Origin of the sequence: Oceanobacillus aidingensis, assembly GCF_042654105.1 — a bacterium.
Lineage (GTDB): Bacteria > Bacillota > Bacilli > Bacillales > Amphibacillaceae > Oceanobacillus > Oceanobacillus oncorhynchi.
The window spans coordinates 217,295-243,337 of the sequence record NZ_JBHSFT010000020.1 but is presented as its reverse complement, the minus strand read 5'-3'; the positions used below and the strand labels follow the sequence as shown (position 1 = coordinate 243,337).

The window sequence follows — 26,043 nt, the reverse complement described above, 5'->3', positions numbered from 1 at the left end:
AGAGACTGTGTGAAAAAACGTCACGCTGTATATTTACCAGGTGACGTTTTGTTTTCCAATTGGAATCAGCTGTCTGCAGTTCTGAAATCTATGAAAAAAGTTTCAGTAATGACACATTTCTTTATTTTTGTTCCATATGGTCGGTAATCGTTGAGCGGATACGGTTAAATTCATCATCAGGTACCACATAATACCAAACTCCGCCGATGGTTTGACCGTCTCCTTCTATTTCCATTGTTTCGACATTATTTCTTGTTCCGCTATAGTCTGTAAATAATGTTTGCAACCGTTTCATATCTAAATCCGTTTGGACATTATTTCCTAAGATGTCCAGGATGTTGCCTGCTTTGGTAATGCTTGAAAAGCTGGCTGCTTCATCCATTGCAGCAACGATAACATTACGTTGGCGTTCATTTCTTCCCATATCACCGCGGCTGTCTTCTTTTCTCATGCGGATATAAGAAAGAGCTTCCTCGCCATTTAAAGTGAGATTTCCTTCGCTGAAATCATGCCCGTCTTGAGAAAAAGCTGTGCTGTTTTGAACAGTAACGCCGCCTAATGCATCAATACCTTGCTGGAAACCTTCCATATTCACACGTACATAGGAGTGGATAGGCAAATCAAAGGCTTCTTCTACTGTTTCCACAGATAATTCAGTACCGCCTCCTGTTTGAGCAGCTTCACCAAATGCATACGCATGGTTGATTTTATCCATTCCCCGATCCGGGATATTTACATAGGTATCACGAGGAATACTTAACATAAGCATGGAGTCGGTTCTTGGATTTAAGGAAAGCAGTATCATCGTATCCGAACGTCCGACATCGCCATCCCGTTCATCTACTCCCAGAAGCAGAATGTTAACTGCATCTGAATCGCTATAGAGCCGGTTGATTTCATCCTGCCGTTCAGGGTCATTATCTCTTTCTAATGGACTATGCATCGATTCAACAACCTTGCCAACCTGATTCCACACAAAAAAGGCCCCGCCGCCGACGACTAAAATGAAAAACAGTATGATTCCACCAACAATAAATGGCCATTTTTTTCTTTTACGACTTCTATCATTTAATCTGGACACCAATATATTCTCCTCTATTCTTTCCTTAATTTAAACAAATTTTTACTAATTGTCAGGAAAAATAAATCTGTAATAGATTATATCGAAAATTAGATAAATCGTCTATGTTTAAAACAAATTTTGTGCGTACTATTTCTCCTGAGGGTAGGACTTTTGATTCGCTGTGAGATTTGAATTAGCTGTAAAGAGGAGTTTTGACGGGGGGGTTACGCCTTTGAATAGATGAAATCGCTGTCATTTATGAATCTATCAAAAGAGTTAAAAAATTTATCGAAATTAGTAGACAACGCTTCTATTTTTATATAGAATTACGTTTAGTAAGAAAATTCATCTTAGAGTGCAATATTACATATTTGCATGTAGAGTATAGGTTAACGACTTTTAGAAAAAATATTTAAAGGCGGTAGATGAATGGGCAGAGAGCAAGAACAGTATCAGAAGATATTGAAACGGGTTATTCATGATACGGAAAATCAAAAAGTAAATTCAATGGATGAAATCATTCAATTACTTATTAAGGAATTATCATTAAATACGACCACAAACATAAAAAGAAGTTATTAAATAAAAACTCTGTCGGATTATCGAGCAATCTGACAGAGTTTTTTTATTATGAAGGCGTATCCTCTACATCGATGTCGACATATTTCTGGCCGAGCAGTTCGAATGCTGCTTGCGCATTTGTCATTTCCGTTATCCAATCTTGGAAAGTATCGGTTTCTTCCGTTTTGACATAAATAATAAATGCGACATTCTCAAGATAATGAATGTCCTCCAAAAGATATTTGGACTGCTGACGAATTTCGTTTTCCAGCTTGCCGAGCAGTGTATATTCGACAGTGACGGAAACACCTTGCATCAGTTCTCTGCGGACGATTCCGGTCGTTTGGATGCCTTGTGTGGTTGCTGAGCCATAAGCACGGATAAGCCCGCCGGCTCCCAGTTTGATTCCTCCAAAATATCTTGTCACGACCACAGCAGTATCCTTTAATCCTTTTTTCTTCAATACTTCTAACATTGGGACACCAGCTGTTCCGCTTGGTTCACCGTCATCATTCGCTTTTTGGATATAATCGGTTTCCCCGATAATATATGCGGAGCAATTATGTGTCGCATCCCGGTGTTCCTTTTTAATAGATTGAATAAATTCCTGTGCTTCCTCTTCTGATTCCACCCTTTTAACATTTGCGATAAAACGTGACTTTTGAATGGTTATTTCGTCTGTACCCTGTTTATTTACGGTATAATAAGTTGATAGCATTTTATTTTCACCTCATTATTTTAAGTATTACATAACATCCCTAAGGCATTGTAACCAGCTGTGTCTTTTGGGAATGCCGTTTAAGTCCGCTTGAGCAGCTGTTATCTTCGCTTCATATTTAATTTAACAGATATATACCGGATTTTGGTGAAATTAATTTTTAAATAACCTTATAAAACCAAGGAAAGCTACGAATAATTATAACATAGGTTGGTGAGTTTCTTATGACAATAAGATTAAGCAGTCAAGCGATAGATAACATTGTAGAGAATGTAATGCAGATGGTAAACCAGAGTAAGGATGAAGTATTTGAAATGACCGAGGAAGGCAGAAAAGAGTATGAATACCTTTCTGGGGAATTAGAATCAACGAAAAAGAAAGTAAAGGAATATATCAAAAACGGTGATCAGTTAGAGAACGAAGTCAAAAATCACCGTAAGAAGCTTGCTGCAGTCAGCAGAGACTTTATGAAATACTCTGAGGAAGAAGTGCGGAAGGTTTATGAAAAAACACATGATCTGCAAACAAAATTAGTCATTATGCGCGAAGAGGAAAAACTGTTAAGGAAGCGGCGTGATGAGATAGAGCTCAGATTGACAAATCTTACACATATATTGCAACGCGGAGAAGAGCTTACCGCTAAAATGACGGTTATTTTTAATTTTATGATGGATGACATGAAACAGGTCAATGAGATGATTGAAGATGCCAGAGAAAAACAGGAATTTGGTTTGAAAATCATTGAAGCACAAGAAGAGGAAAGGAAGAAGCTTTCCCGGGAAATCCACGATGGACCGGCTCAAATGCTGGCTAATGTCTTGTTACGGTCCGATATTTTGGACTATGTCATAAAAAAAGGGTCGCCAGAAGAAGTGAGCAAAGAAATTAAATCGCTGCGAAAAAATGTTCGTGCTTCTTTACAGGAGGTGCGGAGAATTATCTATGACCTGCGTCCAATGGCCTTGGATGATTTGGGACTTATCCCGACAATCCGGAAATATGTTGACAGATTGACCGAATATCATAATATTCATGTAGATTTTATTGTATTTGGGAAAGAAAAAAGATTAGATTCCAAATATGAGGTTGCTTTGTTCCGGCTAATGCAGGAGGCTGCGCAGAATGTGATAAAGCATAGTGAAGCAACAACAATCAAAGTGAAATTAGAAATTTTAAAAGATAGATTGATTCTGATTGTAGCCGATAACGGGAAAGGGTTTAATCCGGAAGAAAAAAGTGATAATTCCTTTGGATTAATCGGGATGAAAGAACGCGTGGAGATGCTTGACGGCAAGCTGGAAATCGTGACAGGGGAAGGAAAAGGAACAACGGTTACAATTAATGTTCCATATTCGTTAACTTAAGTATATAATGAAAAAGAGATATTGTAGAAAAAAAGAGCTTTTTGCAGAAAAGTAGAAAGTATCTGGATTTTTTCATAGGGGTGTCATCATTCATAAATAAATAAGCTGTTAAAAATAGTTTGAGCTGAAATGAGACAATAATGATGAAATATACTACAATAGACTTATTTAATCTAGAGAAAACTATCTATCTATTAATGATGAAGACAACATGACAGTTCAATTAGTATCATTTAGTAGAAAAGGAGATATATATATGGACGCACAAAAAGAAGTAAATATCGTATTAATTGATGACCACAAATTATTTCGCGAAGGTGTCAAACGAATTTTAGAATTCGAACCGGCATTTAAGGTAGTTGCAGAAGCGGATGACGGAACGGATGCAGCTAATCTTGTAAGAGATAATAATCCGGATGTTGTGTTAATGGATATCAATATGCCTAAAATTAACGGGGTACAGGCAACTGCTGACTTACTGAGACAATTTCCGCATACAAAAATAATCATTCTATCTATCCATGATGATGAAAATTATGTGACACATGCTTTGAAAACGGGGGCGCAAGGCTATCTGCTAAAAGAGATGGATGCAGAAGCACTTGTTGAAGCAATTAAAGTAGTTAGCGAGGGCGGTTCTTATTTACATCCGCGCATTACACATAATTTAGTAAAAGAGTATCGACGTCTGGCACGGGAAAATACTTCCAGTCTGGCAAACAGACATGTAGAGCACCGCAAGCCGCTTCATTTATTGACAAGACGTGAATGTCAGGTGCTGCAGCTGCTGGCAGAGGGGAAAAGCAACCGTGCTGTAGCAGAGTCGCTTTATATCAGTGAAAAAACAGTAAAAAACCATGTAAGTAATATTCTTCAAAAAATGAATGTGAATGATCGTACGCAGGCTGTTGTGTGTGCTATACGAAAAGGCTGGGTAGAGGTTATTTAATTATAATAAACAAAAAAGCGTCCTGATTGAGTCTGTCAGGGCGCTTTTTTCCCTCTGGGCAAGCAGAATCTCTCATTTCTTCATAATGGTGAGGAGAGACGTTCATCTTGCCGGAAAGCATTCGATTTTTACAGCCGTTTCGTGTAGAATAATGTCAAGTAAGCCGTTTTCTATGAGGATATACAGAAACAAGACAGTATAGTAACAGAAAAGAAAAGGGGTAATTGCCTATGAAAGTTGCTGTTATGACAGATAGTACAGCATATATTACGCCGGAAGAACGGGAGAAATATAATATTCATATGGTTCCGTTAAGTGTCAATTTCCCGGATGGATCCTATCGTGAAGAATTAGATATTACCACGGAGGAGTTTTACCGGAAGCTTGCTGACGCCAAAGAATTGCCAAGTACCTCACAGCCGTCTGTCGGCGAGATGACGAAAAAATTAGAAGCATTAGCAGAAGACTATGACGCTGTTATTTCGGTTCATTTATCGAGCGGAATAAGCGGAACCTATCAGACCATGGTAAGTACAGGTGACATGGTGGAAGGAATCGATGTGTATGCCTACGATTCGGAAATCAGCTGTATGCTGCAGGGCTTTTATGTGCTTGAAGCTGCGGCAATGGCTCAAAATGGAGCATCCGCAGAGGCTATTTTAGCGAGATTGGATGAAATAAAAAAATCAGCCCGCGCTTATTTTATGGTGGATGATTTAACGAACCTCCAAAAAGGCGGAAGATTATCGAATGCCCAAGCGATATTAGGAAGTCTGTTACAAATCAAGCCGATTCTTCATTTTGAGGATAAGCTGATTGTTCCTTTTGAAAAAATCCGCACGAAGAAAAAAGCGATATCCCGCATCCTTGCCATGCTGGAAGAAGAGGTTGACGGAGGCAAGGAACTGCGCGTAGTGTTTATTCATGGAAATGACCGTTCTTATGCCGAGAAGCTCGAAGCGGATTTTAAAGAAAAACATTCGGAAATCGAAACATCTATCAGTTATTTTGGACCTGTTATTGGTACGCATCTCGGACAAGGCGCTGTTGGCGTCGCTTGGTATAAAAAATAGAATAAAACTTCATTCAGCAGCAGAAAAGCGCACTGAATGAAGTTTTCTGCTAAATAGATGCTTTTCCCCACAATTTACGGAGGTGTTATATTACGTATGGACAAACAGATTCCCCTAACCCCTGCACTCCTCGCTCAGGCTTTATCCGGAAAACGATTATTAGAAGATGAAGTCCCCATACCTCAAGCCTGTTTTCAAGTACTCCGATCTACGAAGCAGCTCATTCCAATTCCTGCAATTGAAAATAATAAAGGAGCAGCAAAATGTACTCGCTGCGGCAATACAGCCATGCATTATTTTTCCGAATACTCTTGTGGAATTTGCCAGAAAACCCATTTATATTGCCGGAACTGTATCCAAATGGGAAGGATCAGCGAATGCAAGCCGTTGTATAGTTGGAATGGCGCAGAGGCACGGTGGCCGGTGCATGCCAATCCGTTAACCTGGGAAGGACAGTTAACGCCAGCTCAAAGCAGGGCTGCGGCGCACCTGGAGCAAGCCGTTAACGAAATAATTCCATCCTATCTATGCTGGGCTGTCTGCGGTGCCGGCAAAACAGAAATGCTGTTCCCGGCAATTACTGCGGCATTGAAGCGCGGGGATCGTGTTGCTCTGGCTTCTCCACGCGTCGATGTTATCCGGGAATTACTCCCCAGAATGAGACAGGCTTTTCAAAACATCACCATAGAAGCTCTTTATGGCGGCAGTGAGCAACGTACTGGCAGGTCCCAATTGATTTTAGCCACTACGCATCAACTGCTGCGCTATTATCAGGCATTTGATGTATTAATCATTGATGAGGTAGATGCTTTTCCCTATTATTTAGATAGAAGCCTGATGTATGCTGCCAAGCAAGCTGTTAAGAAGCAGGCTACGACATTATACCTCACAGCCACCCCTCGTAAAAACTTCAGGCTGCAAATGAAGCTTGGAAAACTCCCGCATGTTTTTGTGCCTTTGCGTTACCATGGACATCTTTTACCTGTCCCCAAATTTAAATTTTCCTTTTACCTTACCAGTCAGCTGACAAATAAAAAGCTTCCCCATGTCTTATTAAAATGGCTTACGCAGAGAAAAAATCCGAAGCGGCAGCTGCTGTTATTCGTGCCGGAAATCGTCATGGCAAAGGAATTAAAGGAAGTCATTTCCACTTGCCTGCTTGAAACCAATACGATAGCAGCCGCAGAAGAATTAGAAATCGTTTTTGCGGCGGATCAGAATCGAGAAGAAAAAATCAACCAGTTCCGGGAAAAGAAATTACACGCCTTGATTACAACAACAATCCTGGAAAGGGGAGTGACCTTTCCCTCTGTGGATGTAGTTGTGCTGGGTGCCGGCCATGAAGTATTTAATGAAGCTGCACTGGTGCAAATTGCTGGACGTGCCGGAAGAAGTGCGGATGACCCATCGGGAGAGGTTATCTTTTTCCATGATGGGAAAACATATGCCATGGAAAAAGCCAGGCAGATGATTTTAGATATGAATGCAAGGGGGAGAAAGCGTTGAATATTTGTTTATACTGCTATGCCCCCTTAGAAAAGCCCCTGACATGGTCGAATTGGCTGACGATAGAAGCGAATTCGGTTCTTTGTGAAACATGTGCCGCAAAACTCAAAATAATTTCTGGAAAGCGGTGTAGGGTATGCAGCCGGGCGTGGAACGGCGCCATTTGTTCTGATTGTCAGCAGTGGAGGCAATTAGGAGAAAATATAGAAGGGAATTATTCTATTTACTATTATAATGAAACGATGCGTGACCTGATTACCCAATGGAAATTCCGGGGAGATTATGTATTAAGAGAGGTTTTTCGGAAGGACCTGCAGCGTGCTTTTGAAAAACAATTTGCTTCGATTACGCCATCCATAGCGGCCGTGCCTATTCCATTAAGTAAAAATCGAATGCAGGAGCGGGGGTTTAATCAATCATTAGCTCTGGCAGAAATGCTGGATATTCCAGTAAAGCATGCATTGGGAAGAAACAGCGGGGAAAAGCAGGCAAAGAAAAATCGGAAGTCGCGTTTAAAAAGAGGGAATCCTTTTTTTATCACAGAGGCCCTCCAGCAGCCAGCTTTGATTGTAGATGATATTTATACAACTGGTACAACTGTCCGGCAGGCAGCACAGCAGCTGAAGCTTCACGGCTGCCCGGCAGTGTATTCCTTAACAGTAGCACGAAGTTAGAAGGGCAGGCCTGCACAGGATGAATAATAGAACTGCTCCCAAAACTGCGAAACGATTTGTTATAATAAATGTAACGAACGTAAAATAAATCGAATTTACTATTAACAATAGCGGCAATAGTGACGATGATATAAGTAGGCAAAAGTATTTCGTGAAAATAAAATATGAAATGATAAATTCCTTCCTGGCAATATGCAGAGCAGAGAGGAGAAACGGCAATGGGAGAACTGGCAAACTGCGAACGATGTAATCGTGTGTTTGTGAAGCAATTTAGAGAAATATGCAACGAATGCTATAAAAAAGAAGAAGAAGATTTTAGAATGGTATATAACTTTTTAAGAAAACGGGAAAACCGGATGGCTACAATTGGGCAGATTGTAGAGGCGACAGATGTAGATGAAAGTATTCTTCATAAATTTATCCGGGAAAAAAGGCTCCAGCCTTCTCACTTCCCTAATTTGTCCTATCCTTGTGAAAGGTGCCAGCGGCCTATTACAGAAGGGACTTTATGTGATGCTTGCCAGACAGAGCTGAAGGAAGAACTGGAGCGGCATGATGCAGTGGAATCCATTCAGGAAAAAGCGCTGAAAGAAGAAAGTGAAACAACGTATTATGCAAAAGGAGAATGGAAGAAAGATTAATATACCAGAATCGAACAAAGAAAGAGTAATGCAGTATCCAAAGAAATCACGCATTACTGGAAGGGGTGCAGAAATTGAAAATACATGGACCAAATCCAACCAACTTTAATCCATATAAACAGGCATTTAAGGATAAACAGGCAGTCGAGTCTGAAGCATATAAGAAGGACAGTATTGAGATATCGCCGGAAGCGAAAAAGCTGCAGAAGCAGGAGCAGCCCAATGAAACGCGGGCAGCGTATGTCAATGAGATAAAACAAAAAATCGAGAGCAATCAATATGAAATAAATTATGAGAAGGTTGCTCAGAAAATGCATGATTTTTGGACTGGTAAGTAAGGGAATACCGTCAAAGGAGGAAACGGTGTGGGCATACAGCTGATTCACGCAATGAATGATTTAACCGCAACACACAAAGATTTACTGGGATTATCCAAGCGAAAGACAGAAGCTTTGACGAATAATCAGCTGGATGAATTTCAGGCATTGCTTTTAGAAGAGCAGAAGCTTATCCGTCAACTGGAGAAACAGGAACAACAAAGACAGGAAGCCGCAGAAGCATGGAATCAAGAACAGCCTGATGCCGCAGCATCACTGACCATTACAGAAATCTTGGACAGGCTGGATGGAGAAGAGCAGAAAATGGCAGCAGATGCAGCGGCTGCACTAACGGATACAATGACAGAGCTAAAAAGACAAGAGCAATTAAATAAAGCATTACTGGAAGAATCGATGAAGTTTGTTCAGCTTTCGATGGAATTAGTTAATCCTTCCATCAACTCAATGAATTACGGAACTGCATCCTCTGATAAGATGTCCAACCGTTCTTTATTTGATTCGAAAGCGTAGAAAAGGAGAGAAGAAGGCATGAGCACGTTCCGAGGATTAGAAATGGCACGTCAGGCACTGAGTACACAGCAAAGTGCTTTATATACAACCGGGCATAATATTTCCAATGCCAATACACCTGGATACTCCAGACAGCGCGTTAATATGCAGGCGATGAATCCTTACCCGACGCCGGGGATGAACAGTCCGCATCTGCCTGGCCAGATGGGGACCGGAGTAGAAGCCGGGTCTGTACAGCGTATCCGCAATCAATTTTTAGATACACAATTTCGATCGGAGAATGCTTCTGTAGGCTATTGGTCTCAACGGACAGAGGCACTTTCAAGAATGGAAAATTTATTGAATGAACCGAGCGATTCAGGCATCGAAGCAGCAATGAGTGATTTCTGGAGTGCGTTGCAGACTGCATCTACCACCCCGGGCGAAAATGGGGGACGTGCAGTCATCCTGAGCAGAGGGGAAGCGCTGGCTGATACGTTCAATCATCTGTCGTCTTCGATGAATACGATTCGTACGGATTTACAAACGGAGACAGAGAATACAATTGATCAGGCAAATAGTATGATTGAAAACCTGAAAGATATCAATTCCCAAATTAAAAAGCTCGAAACGCATGGGTATACTGCCAATGATTTATATGATCGACGCGATAATATTTTGGATGAGCTTTCAGAAATTGTGAATATTGATGTGACATACAATAAAGACCATATTCCGGGCGGGAAGCAGGGGGATGGTGTCGCCATTGTGAATATCATTGTTGCAGACGGTGAGCCGCCGGTGAATATCGTAAATGGGGTGACAGGAGAAACCCGGCAGATCGATGACCCGGTTTATACAGAAATTAATGGAATGAAAGTTTTTGAAAGCATTAATGTAGGCGATGTGGATATTACATCCTCCAGAGGCACTATCCAAAGCTATGTACATGCTTCCGGATATGCGGAGGGCGAAGGGGATAACGCGGTAGCAAAAGGCGATTTCCCGGAAATGCTTGAAAAGCTGGATAATCTGGCATATGCAATTGTGACCAGCATCAATGAACTGCATCAAGAAGGGGATTCCGGGCTGCCATTTTTTGAAGAATTAACTGATGCACGGGGGGCTGCCGGGAAAATGGCAGTTGCTTTAAAAGACCGTTCCGAAGTTAATGTGTCAAGAGAAGGAAATTCAGGAGACCTGGCAAGAGATTTGTCGAATGTTTTTACAAGTGCTAATGAGGATTTAGATGGTGTCTCTGTGAACGGTTATCTGGAATCCATTATCGGTGAAGTCGGCGTGGATGCTAACCATGCCATCACCATGCTGGATAATACAGCGACATTACAGCACCAGGTCAATAACCAGCGTCAATCGATCAGTGCAGTTTCTCTGGATGAAGAAATGACGAACATGATTAAATTCCAGCATGCATACAATGCAGCTGCCCGCGGAATGACAGCGATGGATGAATTAATAGATACAATTATCAACCGAATGGGATTAGTAGGAAGGTAGGTTAGAAAAATGCGTGTCACTCAAAGTATGCTTTCCAATAACTTATTACGTAATTTATCACATAACAGTACGCAAATGAATAAATATATGGATCAGCTGTACACGGGGAAAAAGATATCCAAGCCTTCTGATGATCCGATGATTGCGATGAAGGGCGTTTCTTACCGTTCCGAATTAGCACGAATCGAACAGTTTGAACGGAATACCTCTGAAGTGAACAGCTGGCTGGATAATACAGATGCTGCCATTGACCAGACCAATCATGCGATGCAGCGGTTAAAAGAGCTGGCAGTAAAGGCAAGCAATGGGACAAACAGCAGTGATGAATACCAGAGTATTGTAGAAGAAGCAAAGCAATTAAAAGAGCATTTAGTAGATATAGCGAATACGAGTGTGAATGGAAAATATATTTTTAACGGTACAAATTCGGATGTACAACCAGTAACAATAGGCGAAGATGGAGAACTGACGGTTGATTTTGCAGATGATGATGTGGTTATCGAAGTTTCAAGCGGGATTACCGTAAAAGCAAATACAGATGGATCTACCGTTTTTGGCGAGAATGGAGATTTATTTGCAACGGTAGATAGCTTTATTTCACGCCTTGTAGACGGAGAAGGTATCGAAGAAAGCATTGGCGAATTAGAAGCGTCGATTGGCGGCGTTCTTGATTCACGTGCAGAAATCGGTGCCCGTATGAATCGGGTAGAGCTTGTCGAAAACCGCTTAGCCGATCAAAAAATCGTCACGACAAAAACGTTATCTGATAATGAAGACGTCGATTTTGCAGAGGCAATTACGAACCTGATTACACAAGAGAGTCTACATCGGGCAGCACTTTCAGCAGGTTCTCGTATTATCCAGCCTTCTCTGGTTGACTTTTTACGATAAGGACAAGTTCACGTGAAAGTTTGTTACGTTTAAAACACCCTGCCCACTACGTTGTTTGGAGCAGGGTGTTTTTAGCAAATAGGACAGTTTTTTTATAAGACGGATGTGAGCATGTTATTCACTCAAAGGCTTAGCCAAGCCAATGTTTTCTAAATCATGCGATGGAGAGGGAAAAGAGATGGAGATTCCACAAATTAGAATGCATTCACAGCCGGCAAAAATACAAATTCAAACAGAGCCGGCACAATTACATATGTCACAACCGTCTGGTGATTTAATCATCAGACAGCCCAAAGCAGAAATCTCCATGCGTACGAAACAAGGAAAGCTAAACATCGATCAGAGCCAGGCATGGGAGGACATGAATTTATTAAGTGCGAAAAAAAGCATCGCCAAAAATGCGCAGGCCGGGGAACAGGCGGCTGCTCAAGGGACTGCCAGAAGAGCACGGCAGGGCAATGCATTAATGCGCATTGAAAATAGTGCAGATACCATCAAGGCACAGGCGATGGAAAACGCATTTTCAGAGCAAAAAAGATTGGGGATTACATTTATACCTTCTACCTTTGCTGTAAAAACTTCCTATGAACCGGCAGATTTAGATATTCAGGTGCAAACACATCAGCCGGTGATTGAAGGAAGAGCAAATAAACCAATCATGCAATATACACCTGGAAGCATAGAATCCTCCCTCGCCCAGCGTCCGGAGTTAACAATTGAAGTAATCAATACAAAAATATAAGGAGTGTGCACCATGAAGATGACATCAGCGTACTTAGGTGAAATCGAAGTCGATGAGTCAAAAATAATTACATTTCCATCCGGAATACCCGGATTTTCAGAGTCCAAACAATTTGTATTACTGGAATTTCCAGATAACCAGATGTTTCATATTTTACAATCGGCAGATAATGCGCAATTAGCTTTTATCATTACCGACCCCTATTATCTGTATCAGGATTATGTGTTTGAACTGGAACCCTCTACTATTGACCTGTTAAAAATAAAAGATCGCAATGATGTAGCTATCTATACGATTGTCACTGTAAATAAACCTTTTACGGACAGCACCATTAACCTGAAAGCGCCAATTGTGATTCACGTTAAAGAAAACTTGGCAAAACAGGTCGTCCTTCAAACGGATGCGTATTCATCCAGAACGCCAATCAACCGGCCTTCCAATGAAAAGGAGGAAAAATAATGCTTGTACTTTCCAGAAAAAGAAATGAAGCTATCCAAATCGGTGACGATATTGAAGTAGAAGTAATTGCGATTGAAGGGGATCAGGTCAAGCTGGGTATTCGTGCGCCAAAGTCAGTAGATATCTACCGGCAGGAGATTTATGTAGATATCAAAAACCAAAATAATCAAGCGGCACAGATTGATCAAAACCTCTTTGATTTCTTAAAAGGAGAAAAACTATAACTTTTACGTCCTTCTTTTATTATCGTACAGATAAACCTGACAATCATGCTAGAAAACTTGTATTTAACCCTTTACATTTCATAAAAGAAGCCGATATAAAAGATAAACAGTAAGGAGTTGTGACCTGATGGTTGTAAATAAAACTGGAGTGCAGGACACTTCATTTATTCCTCATCCCATTAAGGCTGTTACATCCCCCGCTGCTTTACCATCTGAAGCAAAAGAAATAGAAGCAACCAAGACAGAAGCGAGCAGAGCAGTGAGCAAAGAACAAGTAGAGCAGGTTATTGAAAAAATGAATGGCTTTTTAGAGCCGGTCAGAAGAAATGTAAAGTTTGAAATGCACGATAAATTGGAAAAGTATTATGTTACTGTTGTAGACGCAGATAAAGACGAGGTTATACGAGAAATTCCTCCCAAAAAGTTATTAGATATGTATGCAGAAATGGCCGACTTCATGGGCCTGTTAATCAATAAAAAGATATAGAGGTGAGTGAATATGCGAATTGGCGGATTGGCAAGTGGAATTGATACAGAATCCATGATTAAAGATTTAATGAACGCAGAAAGAATCCCGCTTGATAAAATGCATCAGGACCGGACAAAGCTGGAATGGAAACGTGATGCTTTCCGGGACGTTAATAAATTATTAGGCAACTTTGATCAGAATATGATTTTGAATATGAAATTGAGTGAAACTTTTAATAAAAAAATTATTTCCTCGACACAGGAGGATGCGGTTCGTGCTACGGGGAATGCTGGTGCGAATAGTGGTACGTATCGGATTAATGTGGAGCAGTTAGCGACCTCTGCGATTAATGTTGGAGCTAAAGAAGTTCAATTTGATACTGAAAAGACTTTAAGTGAGCAAGGAATTACTGGTTCTATCACATTTAAAACATATGGAAAAGATAGTTCTTACGGAGATAACGGGGTTAAAGAACATAAATATGAGATTCGGGATGGAGACAAACTTTCCGATGTTGTCAAGAGAATTAATGATGATGTAGATAGTCCAGTTCGGATGACTTATGATGAGAATTCAAATAAAGTTATTATAGAAGCTACAAGAACCGGGGTTTATAATCCGAATGGAAAAGAAATAGAATTTGATGATAGTGAAGGAAGTTTTTTCTCACAATTAGGACTAAGTCAAGATCCGGTAGAAGTGGAAGATGGAGTAATGAGAGGTGGAGAACAAGGCGCCCAAAACGCAAAATTCACATACAACGGTGCCTATGAAGTAGAAACTCAGGATAACCACTACCAGCTAAATGGCGTCACCTTCCAATTCTTAAATAAAACAGAAGGCGAAGCAACATTAAACGTAACCAATGATATTGACCATACCGTTGAAAAAATCACCGAGTTTGTGGAAGCTTATAATGAAATTGTTGAGAAAATAAATGAATCGCAGCGGGAACAAGTTTTCCGTGATTTTCCTCCGTTAACAGATGAGCAAAAATCAGATATGTCCGAGCGTGAAATTGAACTTTGGGAAGAAAAAGCAAAAAGCGGAATGCTGCGGGGAGAATCATTCTTATCTAGTGGATTAACTAATATGCGCCAAAGCTGGTATGGAACAGTTAAAAATGACGGAGCATTCACTTCATTAACAGAGATTGGAATTGAAACGTCATCTGATTATATGGATGGCGGGAAGCTTGTTATTAATGAAGCTGATTTGTGGGATGCACTTGCTGCCGATCCGGAAAGTGTACAAAGGCTCTTCTCGAACAGTTCAGAAGGAGAAGGCAGAGGATTAATCAATCGTCTGGAAGATGCTGTGGAAGATACAATCGGTCAAATTAATCAGCGTGCTGGCACGGCAACAAGTGTATCCTTAGATGGGTATGCACTAGGGAAGCGCATGGAAGAAATCAACAGCCGAATTGAGAATTTCGAGCGTCGTTTGGAAAAAGTTGAATCGCGTTATTGGAGACAATTTTCAGAGATGGAGCGTGCTATTTCCATGATGAATCAGCAATCCGATATGCTGATGTCGAATTTTGCTCCTGGACTGGCACAATAAGAAAGAAGGGTGATGCAATTTGAGTAGTAATAAAGCATATCAAACCTATCAAAATAACGCCGTTAATACAGCATCAGGCGGAGAGCTGACGCTGATGCTCTATAATGGCTGTATTAAATTTATTAAACAAGCAAGGAAAGAGATGGATAATGACCATTTTGCTGCTAAAAATACCAACATCCAAAAAGCGCAAAAAATCATTAATGAACTCATGGTGACATTGGATATGAATATGGAAATCTCTCATCAGATGATGCCGTTATATGACTATATGCATAATCTATTAACAGAAGCGAATATAAAAAATGATACCGAAAAGTTAGAAGAGGCGCTCAGCTATGCAGAGGAATTTCGCGATGTTTGGAAACAGGTCATTCTAAAGGATCGTCAGCAGAAATACAGTCAGGGTGCTTCCATCTGATGAACCGGATCATACCTATCTACCAATTAACAGAGAGCATGCAGCAGCTATTATCCCAGGATATTGATTCACATAATCGGGAAGAGGTTATCAATACCTTTCAAAAAATGATGGAAGAGAGAGGAGAGCTGCTTGATGCAATAGCTCCTCCATACACAAAGGATGAAGACAAGCTGGGAAAAGCAATCGTCCACATGAACCAAGATATTGAGCAAAAGATAAAATTTATATTCTTTGCTTTAAAAAATGAAATGAAGCAGGTACAGCAGCAAAAGAAATCAACATCAAGCTATTCCAATCCATATAAAAATATGCAAAGCATGGACGGCATGTTTTTAGATCAGAAAAAATAAAGGTTTGTTACCTTTCAAAAAGAGATAATCAGCAATGGCCAGGCTGGTTATCTTTTTTTAGAAGAGAGGATGCTTTACTTTCTGTCTTAGATGTGGAGAAGAAAAAGAATAGAAGGATATGATTCTAGTAAATCGAATTCAAACATAACTTCGAATTTTGTCAAAAAATTTTAATCTTTCTAACCCTTGCATGTACAGGGGTTGGGCCGGATGAATAGAAAACGTTTACGAAAATTAAGGGTTTAGACAAGAGAAGTTTGTGAAATAGTGCTATAATATATTTATAAAAGTAAAGAAGGAGGACACTTATATGAAATTTAATATTAGAGGCGAAAATATTGAGGTTACAAACGCTATTCGAGAGTATGTTGAGAAGAAAATCAGCAAACTGGAAAGATATTTTGATTCCGCTCCGACTAGCGATGTGCATGTAAATCTAAGTGTCTATAATGATGAACAGCGCATTGAGGTTACCATCCCAATGACAAATCTCTTACTGCGTGCAGAGGTACAGCATATTGACTTATATGCTGCTGTAGACTTAGCCGTAGATAAATTAGAAAGACAAATTCGCAAACATAAAACTAAAATCAATCGTAAATTCAGACAAAACGGCGCTCCTAAGCATGCTTTTGCTGAATTAGAAAAAGAAGCAAAACTGGCATCTGAAGAAAATGAAAATCAAATTGAATTAGTACGTACCAAACGTTTTAACTTAAAACCAATGGATTCTGAAGAAGCAATCCTGCAAATGGATATGCTTGGACACAGCTTCTTTGTATTTACTAATGATCAATCTGGAGAAACCAATGTGGTTTATAAACGCCGTGATGGAAAATACGGATTGATTGAACCGCATGTTTAAATCAAAATAAAATAGTATATTAATAGAAAAAGCAGGATATTGCTTCCGATGGAGGGAGCAATATCCTGCTTTTTTACGAGATGGCTAAAAAGTTTTTTTATCAAGAAAAAAATATATAGCGATGATAGAAATAGCTCACAAAGTGCGTATGTACAGGCTTTGTTGTGGTAAAGGAAGAATAAATAAGCCAAAAAATTTATCAATTTTATCCAATCGATGAAATTTTGTCGAAAAAAACATCAAACTGGCGTTTTTTTTCAGTTTATACGGGTAAACGCGTCATTTTTACAGCCAAAAACACAGTTTGTCTAGACAAACTGTGTTTTTGGCTGTTGAAAAATGGAGTTTGCGGATTCGCTGGAAAAGAAGGCGTGTGGTATAAATAAATTAGAAAGTAAAGGGGGGCAGTCAAATGCAGTATACGACACAGCGAGTGCTGGATGAATTGGAACAGCGGGTAAGTCAGCACGAGCATACGATTCAGCAGCTATTACGTATTGTAGGCAACCTCAATAAGCATCTTGCACAGATATCCTCTGAACAAAAAGAAAAAGTTTAAAAGTAGTGTATCTATAATCGGTACTACTCTTCGCAAAACACCCTCGGAAGATCACTTCATTCAGGACTGAAATCAACATTTCAGTTCTTTTTTTTATACATGCAGGAGGTCTGTCAGTATATAGATAATTAGCTTGTGTCAGAAAGAGACCCTGCTGGGAACGAAACGGACAATGTAAGTTGTCATAACGGTTTAGGAAGTGTTATGATTACTTATATTGACTATTGCCTATCAGACATGGTAAATTTATCAGCTACGATATCATTACCTTTAAATAGTGGTATATGACATATAATTTTGAATCAAGTGTAATTCTATAAGCAATAAAAGTTTCAATTAACTGAGGAGCGTTCATAATGGCAGGAATTTTAACGAAGATTTTTGGTGACGGAAATCAAAAACAAGTGAAGCGTATCGAAAAACAGGTGGACAAGATCGAAGCATTAGAGCCTGAGGTGCAGAAGCTTTCAGATAATGATTTACAGAAGAAAACAGAGGAATTTAAGGAACGGGTCGCAAATGGAGAAGAATTGGACAACCTTCTTGTAGAAGCATATGCGGTTGTTCGTGAAGCCTCTAAGCGTGTGCTCGGAATGCGCCCTTTCCGTACACAGTTAGTCGGTGCGGTAGCGCTGCATAATGGAAATATATCTGAAATGAAAACAGGGGAAGGGAAAACGTTGGCTTCAACGATGCCAGCGTATCTTAATGCGCTTTCGGGTGAAGGCGTGCATATTATTACAGTCAATGATTATTTAGCAGATCGTGATGCGAAAGAAAATGGAGAGCTGTTTGCTTTTTTAGGATTAACGGTCGGTTTAAACCACAATGGTCTTCCCAAGGAAGATAAGCGTAAAGCGTATCAAGCAGATATCACTTATGGAACAAATAATGAATTTGGTTTTGATTACTTAAGAGATAACATGGTGTTATATAAAGAACAGATGGTGCAGCGGCCATTGAATTATGCCATTATCGATGAGGTTGACTCGATTTTAATTGATGAAGCCCGTACGCCATTGATTATTTCTGGATCAGCAAAAAAATCTGCATCGCTCTATCAGCAGGCAGATCGATTTGTGCGTACACTGCAAAAGGAAACAGATTATACCTTCGAGGAAAAAACAAAAGCAGTACAATTAACGGAACAAGGAATTGATAAAGCAGAGAAATTCTTCAGTATTGAAAATTTATTTGAATTATCACATGTTTCCTTAACGCATCATATTAATCAGGCATTGAAAGCGCACGTATCCATGCATAAAGATACGGATTATATGGTAGAAGAAGGCGAAGTCATTATTATCGACCAGTTTACTGGACGTAAAATGAAAGGCCGCCGCTATAGTGATGGTCTGCATCAGGCAATTGAAGCGAAGGAAAACTTACAAATACAAAATGAGAGTATGACGCTTGCTTCGATTACTTTCCAGAACTATTTCCGTATGTACAAAAAATTGTCTGGTATGACAGGTACAGCAAAAACAGAGGAAGAAGAGTTCAGAAGCATCTATAATATGGATGTTATTGCTATCCCAACTAATCAGCCAGTCCAAAGAGATGACCGTGCAGATCAAATTTATAAAACGATGGAAGGCAAGTTTAAATCCGTTGTTAATAACATCAAAGAACGCCATGAAACGGGCCAGCCGGTTCTGGTCGGTACGGTAGCGGTAGAAACCTCCGAGCTGATTTCACAGCTGCTGAAGCGTGCGGGAGTAAAGCATGAAGTACTAAATGCGAAAAACCACTTCCGTGAGGCGGAAATTATTGAAAATGCCGGTCAGCGAGGTGCAGTAACCATCGCAACCAACATGGCAGGCCGCGGTACAGATATTAAATTAGGAGACGGTGTGAAAGACCTCGGCGGACTGGCTGTCATCGGCACGGAACGACACGAATCACGCCGTATTGATAATCAGCTCCGCGGACGTTCCGGACGTCAGGGTGATCCGGGAATATCCCAATTTTTCTTATCTATGGAAGATGAGCTGATGCGCCGTTTCGGTTCAGATAATTTGAAAGCGATGATGGAAAGGCTTGGCATGGATGATGACCAGCCAATCGAAAGTAAAATGGTTTCCCGTGCAGTAGAATCTGCTCAAAAGCGTGTGGAAGGGAATAACTACGATGCACGTAAAACGGTTCTGTCTTATGATGATGTGCTTCGTGAACAGCGTGAAATTATTTATAAACAGCGTTTTGACGTCATTGATTCTGAAACCAACCTGCGTGAAATCATTATAAATATGATTCAATCTACTGTAGAGCGAATTGTTGCAACACATACACAGGATAATGATGAAGATAAATGGAACCTGGATGCTATTGTGGAATATATAGAAGGTAACCTATTAGAGCAAGGTGATATGACAACGGCAGAGCTTCAGGATAAGGAAGCAGAAGAAATAACCGGCATTATTATGGAAAAAGTGAATCGCCGTTATGATGCAAAAGAAGCAGAGATTACGCCGGAACAGTTTGTTGAGTTTGAAAAAGTTATTCTGCTGCGCACAGTAGATACAAAATGGATGGACCATATTGACCAGATGGATCAGCTTCGCCAAGGTATTCATTTACGTGCCTACGGTCAGAACGATCCGCTGCGTGAATATCAAATGGAAGGCTTCACAATGTTTGAAGAAATGATTGCAAGCATTGAAGAGGAAGTATCCAAATATGTGATGAAAGCACAGATTCAGGATAATCTGCAGCGTCAGGAAGTCGTTAAAAATACGCAAGCTGTTTCTGGAGGCGGTGACGGTCAGAAGAAAAAATCCAGAAAACCAGTTGTGAAAAATAATACCGTAGGGCGAAATGACCCTTGTCCATGCGGCAGCGGTAAAAAGTATAAAAACTGTCATGGTAAGCAATAAGCTAATCGGCATTCATTTGAAATAACCCCCTGTTCAATAGTGGATACAACGGCTATTGGCGGGGAAACCCGGCTGGGGGAAACAGAGAGCTTTCCTGCACAGAGCACCTGTTATACCATGGCAAGGAAAAGCAATATTAGGAGGAATCAGTATATGGAATTAAGCGAAATTAAACAAGAACTGGAAAAAATAACTTCACGTGTTGAAGATTTCAGGGGGTCTCTTTGACCTCGAACAAAAGAAAGCACGGATTGCTGAATTAGAAGCATTGATGGCCGATCCTGCTTTTTGGGATGATCAGAATCAAGCGCAAACAGTTATTCAAGAATCGAATGGATTAAAAAGCTACGTCGATTCTTTTGAAGAGATTGAAGAAACATTAGACAATCTGGAAGTATCTTATGAGCTGGTTAAAGAGGAAAATGACCAAGAGTTATTTGAAGATCTGCAGTCAGAGCTGAAGGATTTTAAAGAGAAAGTAAATAAATTTGAATTACAGCTCTTATTGAGCGAGCCTTACGATGCGAATAATGCGATTTTAGAGCTGCACCCAGGAGCAGGCGGTACAGAATCGCAGGATTGGGCAAGTATGCTGCTGCGTATGTATCAGCGCTGGGCGGAAAGCCATTCGTTTTCTGTGGAGACCATTGATTACCTCCCCGGAGATGAAGCTGGTGTGAAAAGCGTTACGTTATTAATCAAAGGTCATAACGTCTATGGCTATTTAAAAGCGGAAAAAGGGGTTCATCGTCTTGTCCGAATTTCTCCTTTTGACTCCTCAGGAAGACGGCATACATCTTTTGTATCCTGTGATGTGACACCAGAGATGAGCGACGACGTAGATATTGATGTAAAAACAGAGGATTTAAAAATAGACACGTATCGTGCAAGCGGCGCCGGCGGGCAGCATGTCAATACGACGGATTCGGCTGTACGGATTACGCATCTTCCGACTAATATCATTGTTACCTGTCAAAATGAACGTTCCCAGATCAAAAACCGGGAACAAGCGATGAAAATGTTAAAATCAAAGCTTTATCAGCTGGAGATTGAAAAACAGCGGCAAGAACTAGCAGAAATTCGCGGAGAACAAATGGAAATTGGCTGGGGAAGCCAGATTCGTTCGTATGTTTTCCACCCGTATTCAATGGTCAAGGATCATAGAACAGATGTGGAGACAGGGAATACGCAGGCAGTAATGGACGGTAATCTGGATATATTTATTGACGGATATCTCCGTTCCCAAATGAAATAAACACCAATTGTCCTTTTTTGTTCATAATGATTTATGTAGAATGAAACCGAAGCAGATATACTAATAGTAGCAACTGGCAAGGAGGATTGAGGCGATGAAAAAAGGATTAGCTGCCTTGTTCCTGGGAATGGTTATTATTCTGGGAGCTTGCGGTAATGCAGACGATACCAACAGCGATTCAGCTGAAAATTTAGAAGCTGGCGAGGAAGTGTATCGCAATAACTGTGCTAACTGTCATGGTGCTGACCTTTCTGGAAATGGCGGTCCTGAACTGCTTGATATTGGGTCAAAATATTCTCAGGAACAAATTGAGGATATCGTCCAAGAAGGTATAGGCAGCATGCCGCCGCAGTCGCAAGTAGAAGGACAAGACTTAGAAGAGTTGGCATCCTGGTTAATTGAACAATAGGGACGGACAGACGTTTGCTTTACGGCAAGCGTCTGTGTCTCTTCTTCTCATTTTATTTAAAAAAAGTATTTTAAAAGCATTGATATTTCGTCGTTATCAGGTTTACATTCATAGTTCTTCGTTTATTAGGTATAGCGGGTTAATGCTGCTTTTTACTTGAATGTTCAAATAGAAATAATGATAAAAATCAATCTTCTTCATGAAATACAGTGTACCCTCCAGCCTTTCAAAAATTCCAAAATCCGTCGTTTTAGCACAAACCGCTCAATTACCCGTTATCCTTTAAAACAAAACCTTTTCAACTAGTAAACATAAAAAATTGTCGATTATAAGAAGCTGTGTTAAACCGCTCTATGCCGAGCTTAATTAGTGTTCTTTTTTGATTGTTACAAGAGTTGTCGAATTGAAATAAAAATGTAATACGATTTTTTCATCATAAAATACACAGAGATGTTATAATTATTTTTGGTCGTTTAAATCTATTTAAATGAATTCTAATGATATAAAAAGATAGAGATAAAATAGCAGAAATAAAAATATAACAGAAATATATAAATAGATAGATCTTGCAAAATATGTATTTTTTTGGCAGTTAATCAGACAGATATCAGTAACGGTTAAAGTCATAAGCGGAAATAATATATTAAATTAGGTGGTCATGAAATGATAACAATGGAGAATGTATCCAAAACATATAGTAATGGTGTGACAGCACTGAACGATATAAATATACATATCGATCGTGGTGAATTTGTTTATCTTGTCGGGCCGAGCGGGGCTGGTAAATCATCCTTTATTCGTTTGATTTATCGTGAAGCAAAGCCGACAAAAGGTAAGATAATCATTAATGGACGAGAATTAAGTAAAATAAAAGAAAGGCATATCCCATACTTGCGTCGTGATATAGGGGTTGTCTTTCAGGATTTCAAACTTCTGCAAAAACTGACAGTCTATGAAAATGTGGCGTTTGCTTTAGAAGTAATCGAAACGTCGCCAAAAAGTATTAAACGCAGAGTGTCAGAAGTCTTGCAGCTTGTAGGATTAGAGGATAAAGCAAAAATGATTCCAAGTGAATTATCTGGCGGGGAACAGCAGCGTGTGGCAATTGCACGGGCGATTGTAAATAACCCTAAGGTTGTAATAGCCGATGAACCGACAGGAAACCTGGACCCGGATACTTCATGGGGAATTATGGAAGTTTTAGAAGACATTAATTCAAAAGGTACAACCATAATCATGGCAACTCACAGTAAACATATTGTTAATACAATTAAACGTCGTGTCATTGCAATTGAAGATGGGAATATTGTACGAGATCAACAGCGGGGTGACTACGGCTATGAAGTTTAGAACATTGTTAAGACATATACGTGAAGGTATGAAAAACATATTCCGGAATGGCTGGATGACCTTTGCCTCCATTGCGGCCGTAACCACAACCTTAATTCTTGTAGCTGTATTTTTGGCTTTAGTTCTGAACCTTGACCAAATGGCAAGGAATATCGAGCAGGATGTACAAATCAGTACGCTAATTGAATTAACGGCAGATGAAGATCAAATTGTCGAACTCGGTGAAGAAATTGAACAGATAGATGGTGTGGCAGAGGTTCAATTTTCTTCCAATGATAATGAATTAAAAAGCTTAATTGACAGTATGGGAGATGACGGCCAGGCGTGGGTCATGCTGGAGCAGGACAACCCGTTGAACCATGTATATATCGTGGAAGCTGGCATTCCTGAGGAAACAGAGGCTATTGCCAATCAAATCAGCGAGTTAGACAGCGTAGAAGATGTATTATATGGCCAAGAAGTAGTTGATCGGCTTTTCCAATTTAATAATTATGCAAGAGCAATTGGAATGGCATTGATTATAGCGCTGGTATTTACAGCTATTTTCTTAATTTCAAATACAATCAAGATAACAATTATTGCAAGAAGTACCGAAATTGGCATTCAGAAATTAGTAGGAGCAACGAATTCCTTTATTCGCTGGCCGTTCTTTGTGGAAGGGGCACTGTTAGGGATACTTGGTTCCATAACCCCAATGGCCGTTATCGTGGGAGGTTATTATTATATTTATCATAACTTACCAGGTATAACGAATACCTTCCGATTTATAGACCTTCTGCCATTCAATCCATTTGCTTGGCAGCTGTCCGGGATGGTACTGCTGATAGGAGCAGTAATCGGCGTTTGGGGAAGCGTGATGAGTGTACGTAAATTCTTAAAAGTCTAGCATACAAAAGAAATAAAGATTATGTTCCATATAGGGAAAATAAGAAAAACTCGCATTTGCTGCAAACGCAGTGAATACGAGTTTTTCTAAAATAGAATAGTCAGCTGAGCAGAAAGACATAGGGGGCAGTTTTCAGCTGATAAAAAAATCACAATTTACTATAAAGCAGAAACAAAATGGAGAGGGGAACAACATATGAGAAGCTTGAGAGCACTTGCGGCATTCAGCCTGGTTACATTGCTCACAGTCACGACACCAATACATTCTGTTTCAGCAGAGTCTGTAAAAGATGTAGAAGATGAAATTAACGAACTGGAGAAAGAGAAGTCTGATTTGGAATCGGAAAAAGAGGAAGCAAAGAAAAAGAAAGATGATTCGGAGGAAAAGCTTGAATCAAACAAAAAAGAACAAAGTGACGTGGAAAGTGAAATCTCATCCATAGATGAAGAATTGAGCCGGACACAATCAGATATCGCTGATAAAGAAGGCGAGATTGAAGCAACCAATCAGGAGATTGAAAGTTTAACAGATGAAATAGAGGAATTGTCTAATCGTATAGAGGAATTAGAAGAAGACATAGTAGATTTAGAAGAGCGAATCGAACAGCGAGATGCGCTCATTAAAGACCGTCTCCGCAGTATTCAGCAGAATGGTGGAGAAATTCAATACTTAGAGGTTATTTTTGGTGCACAAAATTTCAGTGAATTCGTCTCTCGCAGTACCGCGGTGAATAAAGTAATGGATTCTGACAGATCTATTATGGAAGAACAGGCTAATGATAAGGCGCAGCTGGAAGACGATAAAGGGGAACTGGAAGCAAGTAAAGTGACGGTTGAGGAAAATAAGGTTGCTGTAGAAGAAAATAAAGCAGCGCTTGAAGATCAGCATGATGACCTGCTTGCATTGCAAGACCAATTAGATGAACAAATATCTGATAAAGAAACGTTATTAGCTGACTTAGAAATTGAGTACGATGAAATGGAAGAAGTGAAGTTATCAGCTGAGGAGGAGCAGCAGCTGATTGACGCTCAGGCAGCAGCGAAGCAATCTGCATTAGAGTCTGCTCAAAGTAAAAAGGATGATCTGGAACAGAAGGAAGCAGAAGAGAAAGCACGTGCTGAGGCAGAAGCCGAAGCAGAGCGCAAGGCAGAAGAAGAACGTCAGGCGGAAGAAGCGCGTCGAGCTGCGGCAGAAAGTGAACAAGAATCAGAGCAGCAGGAAGAAGAAAGTGAAGAGCAGGAACAAGAGAGCCAGCCGGCAGAGGAAGAATCAGAGAGTGAAGATACTTCCAGTGAAGAAGAAACAGAACAGCAGGAAGAAGAAAGTGATGTGGACGTGCAAGTAGCCAGCGGAGCTTCTGGTGAGGTGAAATCAGAAGATGCTGCGCCAAGCAATCGTTCTGGTTTTATTCGACCAACCTCCGGGCCGACCACTTCTCCTTTTGATCCGAATCGTGTACATCCGATACATGGAGATGTCAGACCGCATAACGGAATGGATTTTGGGCAAGCCGGAGAAGCGGATAAAGTAATTCGTGCAGCTGCTGATGGTGTGGTGGCTTATACTGGTTCAATGAGTGGTTATGGCAATACGGTGATGGTTACGCATAATATAAACGGCCAGGAGTATACGACCTTATATGCACATTTGGATAGCTTTACGGTATCTAATGGCGAGACGGTGAGCCAAGGCGATCAAATCGCTGTAATGGGCAATACGGGAGGTTCCACTGGTGTCCATCTCCATTTTGAAATTCACCCTGGAGGCTATAAGAACCCGGTTGACCCGGCAGGCTACTTGAATTAATTCAAAGCTAAATAAATAGAA

General features: G+C 40.3%; 28 protein-coding genes. 26 read left to right on the top strand and 2 right to left on the bottom strand.

Features of this window, described 5'->3' with window-relative positions; genetic code table 11:
• Window positions 1-121: 121 nt before the first annotated feature.
• Window positions 122-1,081: an LCP family glycopolymer transferase gene (locus ACFO3P_RS14325; protein ID WP_445376001.1), complete on the bottom strand. Its 960-nt coding sequence runs from the start codon at window positions 1,079-1,081 to the stop codon at window positions 122-124.
• Window positions 1,082-1,492: 411 nt separating this feature from the next.
• Here ACFO3P_RS14325 and ACFO3P_RS14320 point away from each other — a divergent pair, with 411 nt between their 5' ends.
• The gene (locus ACFO3P_RS14320; RefSeq protein WP_175297007.1) at window positions 1,493-1,645 is read left to right on the top strand and encodes a hypothetical protein; all 153 of its coding nucleotides are present in this window, start codon (window positions 1,493-1,495) and stop codon (window positions 1,643-1,645) included.
• Between the two features lie 46 nt (window positions 1,646-1,691).
• On the opposite strand, the gene ACFO3P_RS14315 is transcribed toward ACFO3P_RS14320, so the two are convergent.
• Window positions 1,692-2,342: a YigZ family protein gene (locus ACFO3P_RS14315; protein ID WP_042530165.1), complete on the bottom strand. Its 651-nt coding sequence runs from the start codon at window positions 2,340-2,342 to the stop codon at window positions 1,692-1,694.
• A gap of 224 nt (window positions 2,343-2,566) precedes the next feature.
• On the opposite strand from ACFO3P_RS14315, the gene ACFO3P_RS14310 reads away from it, so the two are divergent.
• From ACFO3P_RS14310 to ACFO3P_RS14190, 25 genes are all read left to right on the top strand, one after another.
• A complete protein-coding gene (locus ACFO3P_RS14310; protein ID WP_042530167.1) occupies window positions 2,567-3,706 on the top strand; it encodes a sensor histidine kinase in 1,140 nt (379 codons plus the stop codon).
• 256 nt (window positions 3,707-3,962) lie between these two features.
• The gene (locus ACFO3P_RS14305) at window positions 3,963-4,655 is read left to right on the top strand and encodes a response regulator (RefSeq protein ID WP_042530169.1); all 693 of its coding nucleotides are present in this window, start codon (window positions 3,963-3,965) and stop codon (window positions 4,653-4,655) included.
• Window positions 4,656-4,885: 230 nt separating this feature from the next.
• Window positions 4,886-5,728 (top strand): DegV family protein, encoded by an 843-nt coding sequence (locus ACFO3P_RS14300; RefSeq protein WP_042530170.1) that lies wholly within the window; start codon window positions 4,886-4,888, stop codon window positions 5,726-5,728.
• A 96-nt stretch (window positions 5,729-5,824) separates the two neighbouring features.
• Window positions 5,825-7,234, top strand: coding sequence for an ATP-dependent helicase ComFA (locus ACFO3P_RS14295; protein WP_379542459.1), 1,410 nt, complete (start codon window positions 5,825-5,827; stop codon window positions 7,232-7,234).
• Complete coding sequence (locus ACFO3P_RS14290) at window positions 7,231-7,908, top strand: ComF family protein (RefSeq protein ID WP_379542458.1); 678 nt, start codon at window positions 7,231-7,233, stop codon at window positions 7,906-7,908. The genes ACFO3P_RS14295 and ACFO3P_RS14290 overlap by 4 nt, the downstream gene beginning before the upstream one ends.
• A 218-nt stretch (window positions 7,909-8,126) precedes the next feature.
• Window positions 8,127-8,549, top strand: coding sequence for a TIGR03826 family flagellar region protein (locus tag ACFO3P_RS14285; RefSeq protein WP_339233993.1), 423 nt, complete (start codon window positions 8,127-8,129; stop codon window positions 8,547-8,549).
• Between the two features lie 74 nt (window positions 8,550-8,623).
• Window positions 8,624-8,887 (top strand): flagellar biosynthesis anti-sigma factor FlgM, encoded by a 264-nt coding sequence (gene flgM / locus ACFO3P_RS14280; RefSeq protein ID WP_042530177.1) that lies wholly within the window; start codon window positions 8,624-8,626, stop codon window positions 8,885-8,887.
• Window positions 8,888-8,914: 27 nt separating this feature from the next.
• Complete coding sequence (locus ACFO3P_RS14275; RefSeq protein ID WP_379542457.1) at window positions 8,915-9,397, top strand: flagellar protein FlgN; 483 nt, start codon at window positions 8,915-8,917, stop codon at window positions 9,395-9,397.
• Window positions 9,398-9,415: 18 nt separating this feature from the next.
• Entirely contained in the window at window positions 9,416-10,894 is a 1,479-nt protein-coding gene (gene flgK, locus ACFO3P_RS14270; protein ID WP_379542456.1) for a flagellar hook-associated protein FlgK, read from the top strand.
• Window positions 10,895-10,903: 9 nt separating this feature from the next.
• Window positions 10,904-11,785, top strand: a complete 882-nt coding sequence (gene flgL, locus ACFO3P_RS14265) for a flagellar hook-associated protein FlgL (RefSeq protein ID WP_042530181.1) — start codon at window positions 10,904-10,906, stop codon at window positions 11,783-11,785.
• Window positions 11,786-11,963: 178 nt separating this feature from the next.
• On the top strand, window positions 11,964-12,527 hold the full coding sequence (locus ACFO3P_RS14260) for a DUF6470 family protein (RefSeq protein ID WP_368901344.1): 564 nt from the start codon (window positions 11,964-11,966) through the stop codon (window positions 12,525-12,527).
• Window positions 12,528-12,539: 12 nt separating this feature from the next.
• Window positions 12,540-12,986 carry a flagellar assembly protein FliW gene (fliW, locus tag ACFO3P_RS14255; RefSeq protein WP_379542455.1) on the top strand — a complete coding sequence of 149 codons (447 nt, stop codon included), beginning with the start codon at window positions 12,540-12,542 and terminating at the stop codon, window positions 12,984-12,986.
• Window positions 12,986-13,210 (top strand): carbon storage regulator CsrA, encoded by a 225-nt coding sequence (gene csrA / locus ACFO3P_RS14250; RefSeq protein WP_040978816.1) that lies wholly within the window; start codon window positions 12,986-12,988, stop codon window positions 13,208-13,210. The genes fliW and csrA overlap by 1 nt, the downstream gene beginning before the upstream one ends.
• 127 nt (window positions 13,211-13,337) lie before the next feature.
• On the top strand, window positions 13,338-13,697 hold the full coding sequence (gene flaG / locus ACFO3P_RS14245; RefSeq protein WP_084612853.1) for a flagellar protein FlaG: 360 nt from the start codon (window positions 13,338-13,340) through the stop codon (window positions 13,695-13,697).
• 12 nt (window positions 13,698-13,709) lie between these two features.
• Window positions 13,710-15,242, top strand: coding sequence for a flagellar hook-associated protein 2 (locus ACFO3P_RS14240; protein WP_379542454.1), 1,533 nt, complete (start codon window positions 13,710-13,712; stop codon window positions 15,240-15,242).
• 19 nt (window positions 15,243-15,261) lie between these two features.
• Window positions 15,262-15,663: a flagellar export chaperone FliS gene (fliS, locus tag ACFO3P_RS14235; RefSeq protein WP_042530189.1), complete on the top strand. Its 402-nt coding sequence runs from the start codon at window positions 15,262-15,264 to the stop codon at window positions 15,661-15,663.
• On the top strand, window positions 15,663-16,016 hold the full coding sequence (fliT, locus tag ACFO3P_RS14230) for a flagellar protein FliT (protein WP_042530191.1): 354 nt from the start codon (window positions 15,663-15,665) through the stop codon (window positions 16,014-16,016). Before fliS ends, fliT begins: the two co-directional genes overlap by 1 nt.
• A 310-nt stretch (window positions 16,017-16,326) precedes the next feature.
• Window positions 16,327-16,881, top strand: a complete 555-nt coding sequence (hpf, locus tag ACFO3P_RS14225) for a ribosome hibernation-promoting factor, HPF/YfiA family (protein ID WP_042530193.1) — start codon at window positions 16,327-16,329, stop codon at window positions 16,879-16,881.
• Window positions 16,882-17,293: 412 nt separating this feature from the next.
• The gene (locus tag ACFO3P_RS14220; protein ID WP_175297008.1) at window positions 17,294-17,440 is read left to right on the top strand and encodes a hypothetical protein; all 147 of its coding nucleotides are present in this window, start codon (window positions 17,294-17,296) and stop codon (window positions 17,438-17,440) included.
• A gap of 356 nt (window positions 17,441-17,796) precedes the next feature.
• A complete protein-coding gene (secA, locus tag ACFO3P_RS14215) occupies window positions 17,797-20,316 on the top strand; it encodes a preprotein translocase subunit SecA (protein WP_042530195.1) in 2,520 nt (839 codons plus the stop codon).
• A 153-nt stretch (window positions 20,317-20,469) separates the two neighbouring features.
• Window positions 20,470-21,571 (top strand): peptide chain release factor 2 gene (gene prfB, locus ACFO3P_RS14210; RefSeq protein WP_139089017.1). Its coding sequence is split into 2 segments (ribosomal slippage): window positions 20,470-20,541 and window positions 20,543-21,571, totalling 1,101 coding nucleotides; the frame shifts between segments, so codons are not numbered across the junction.
• A 94-nt stretch (window positions 21,572-21,665) separates the two neighbouring features.
• On the top strand, window positions 21,666-21,980 hold the full coding sequence (locus ACFO3P_RS14205; protein WP_042530197.1) for a c-type cytochrome: 315 nt from the start codon (window positions 21,666-21,668) through the stop codon (window positions 21,978-21,980).
• A 663-nt stretch (window positions 21,981-22,643) separates the two neighbouring features.
• Window positions 22,644-23,330, top strand: a complete 687-nt coding sequence (gene ftsE, locus ACFO3P_RS14200; protein ID WP_042530199.1) for a cell division ATP-binding protein FtsE — start codon at window positions 22,644-22,646, stop codon at window positions 23,328-23,330.
• A complete protein-coding gene (gene ftsX / locus ACFO3P_RS14195) occupies window positions 23,320-24,216 on the top strand; it encodes a permease-like cell division protein FtsX (protein ID WP_042530201.1) in 897 nt (298 codons plus the stop codon). The genes ftsE and ftsX overlap by 11 nt, the downstream gene beginning before the upstream one ends.
• Before the next feature lie 195 nt (window positions 24,217-24,411).
• Window positions 24,412-26,022, top strand: a complete 1,611-nt coding sequence (locus tag ACFO3P_RS14190; RefSeq protein WP_212928326.1) for a murein hydrolase activator EnvC family protein — start codon at window positions 24,412-24,414, stop codon at window positions 26,020-26,022.
• Window positions 26,023-26,043: the final 21 nt, after the last annotated feature.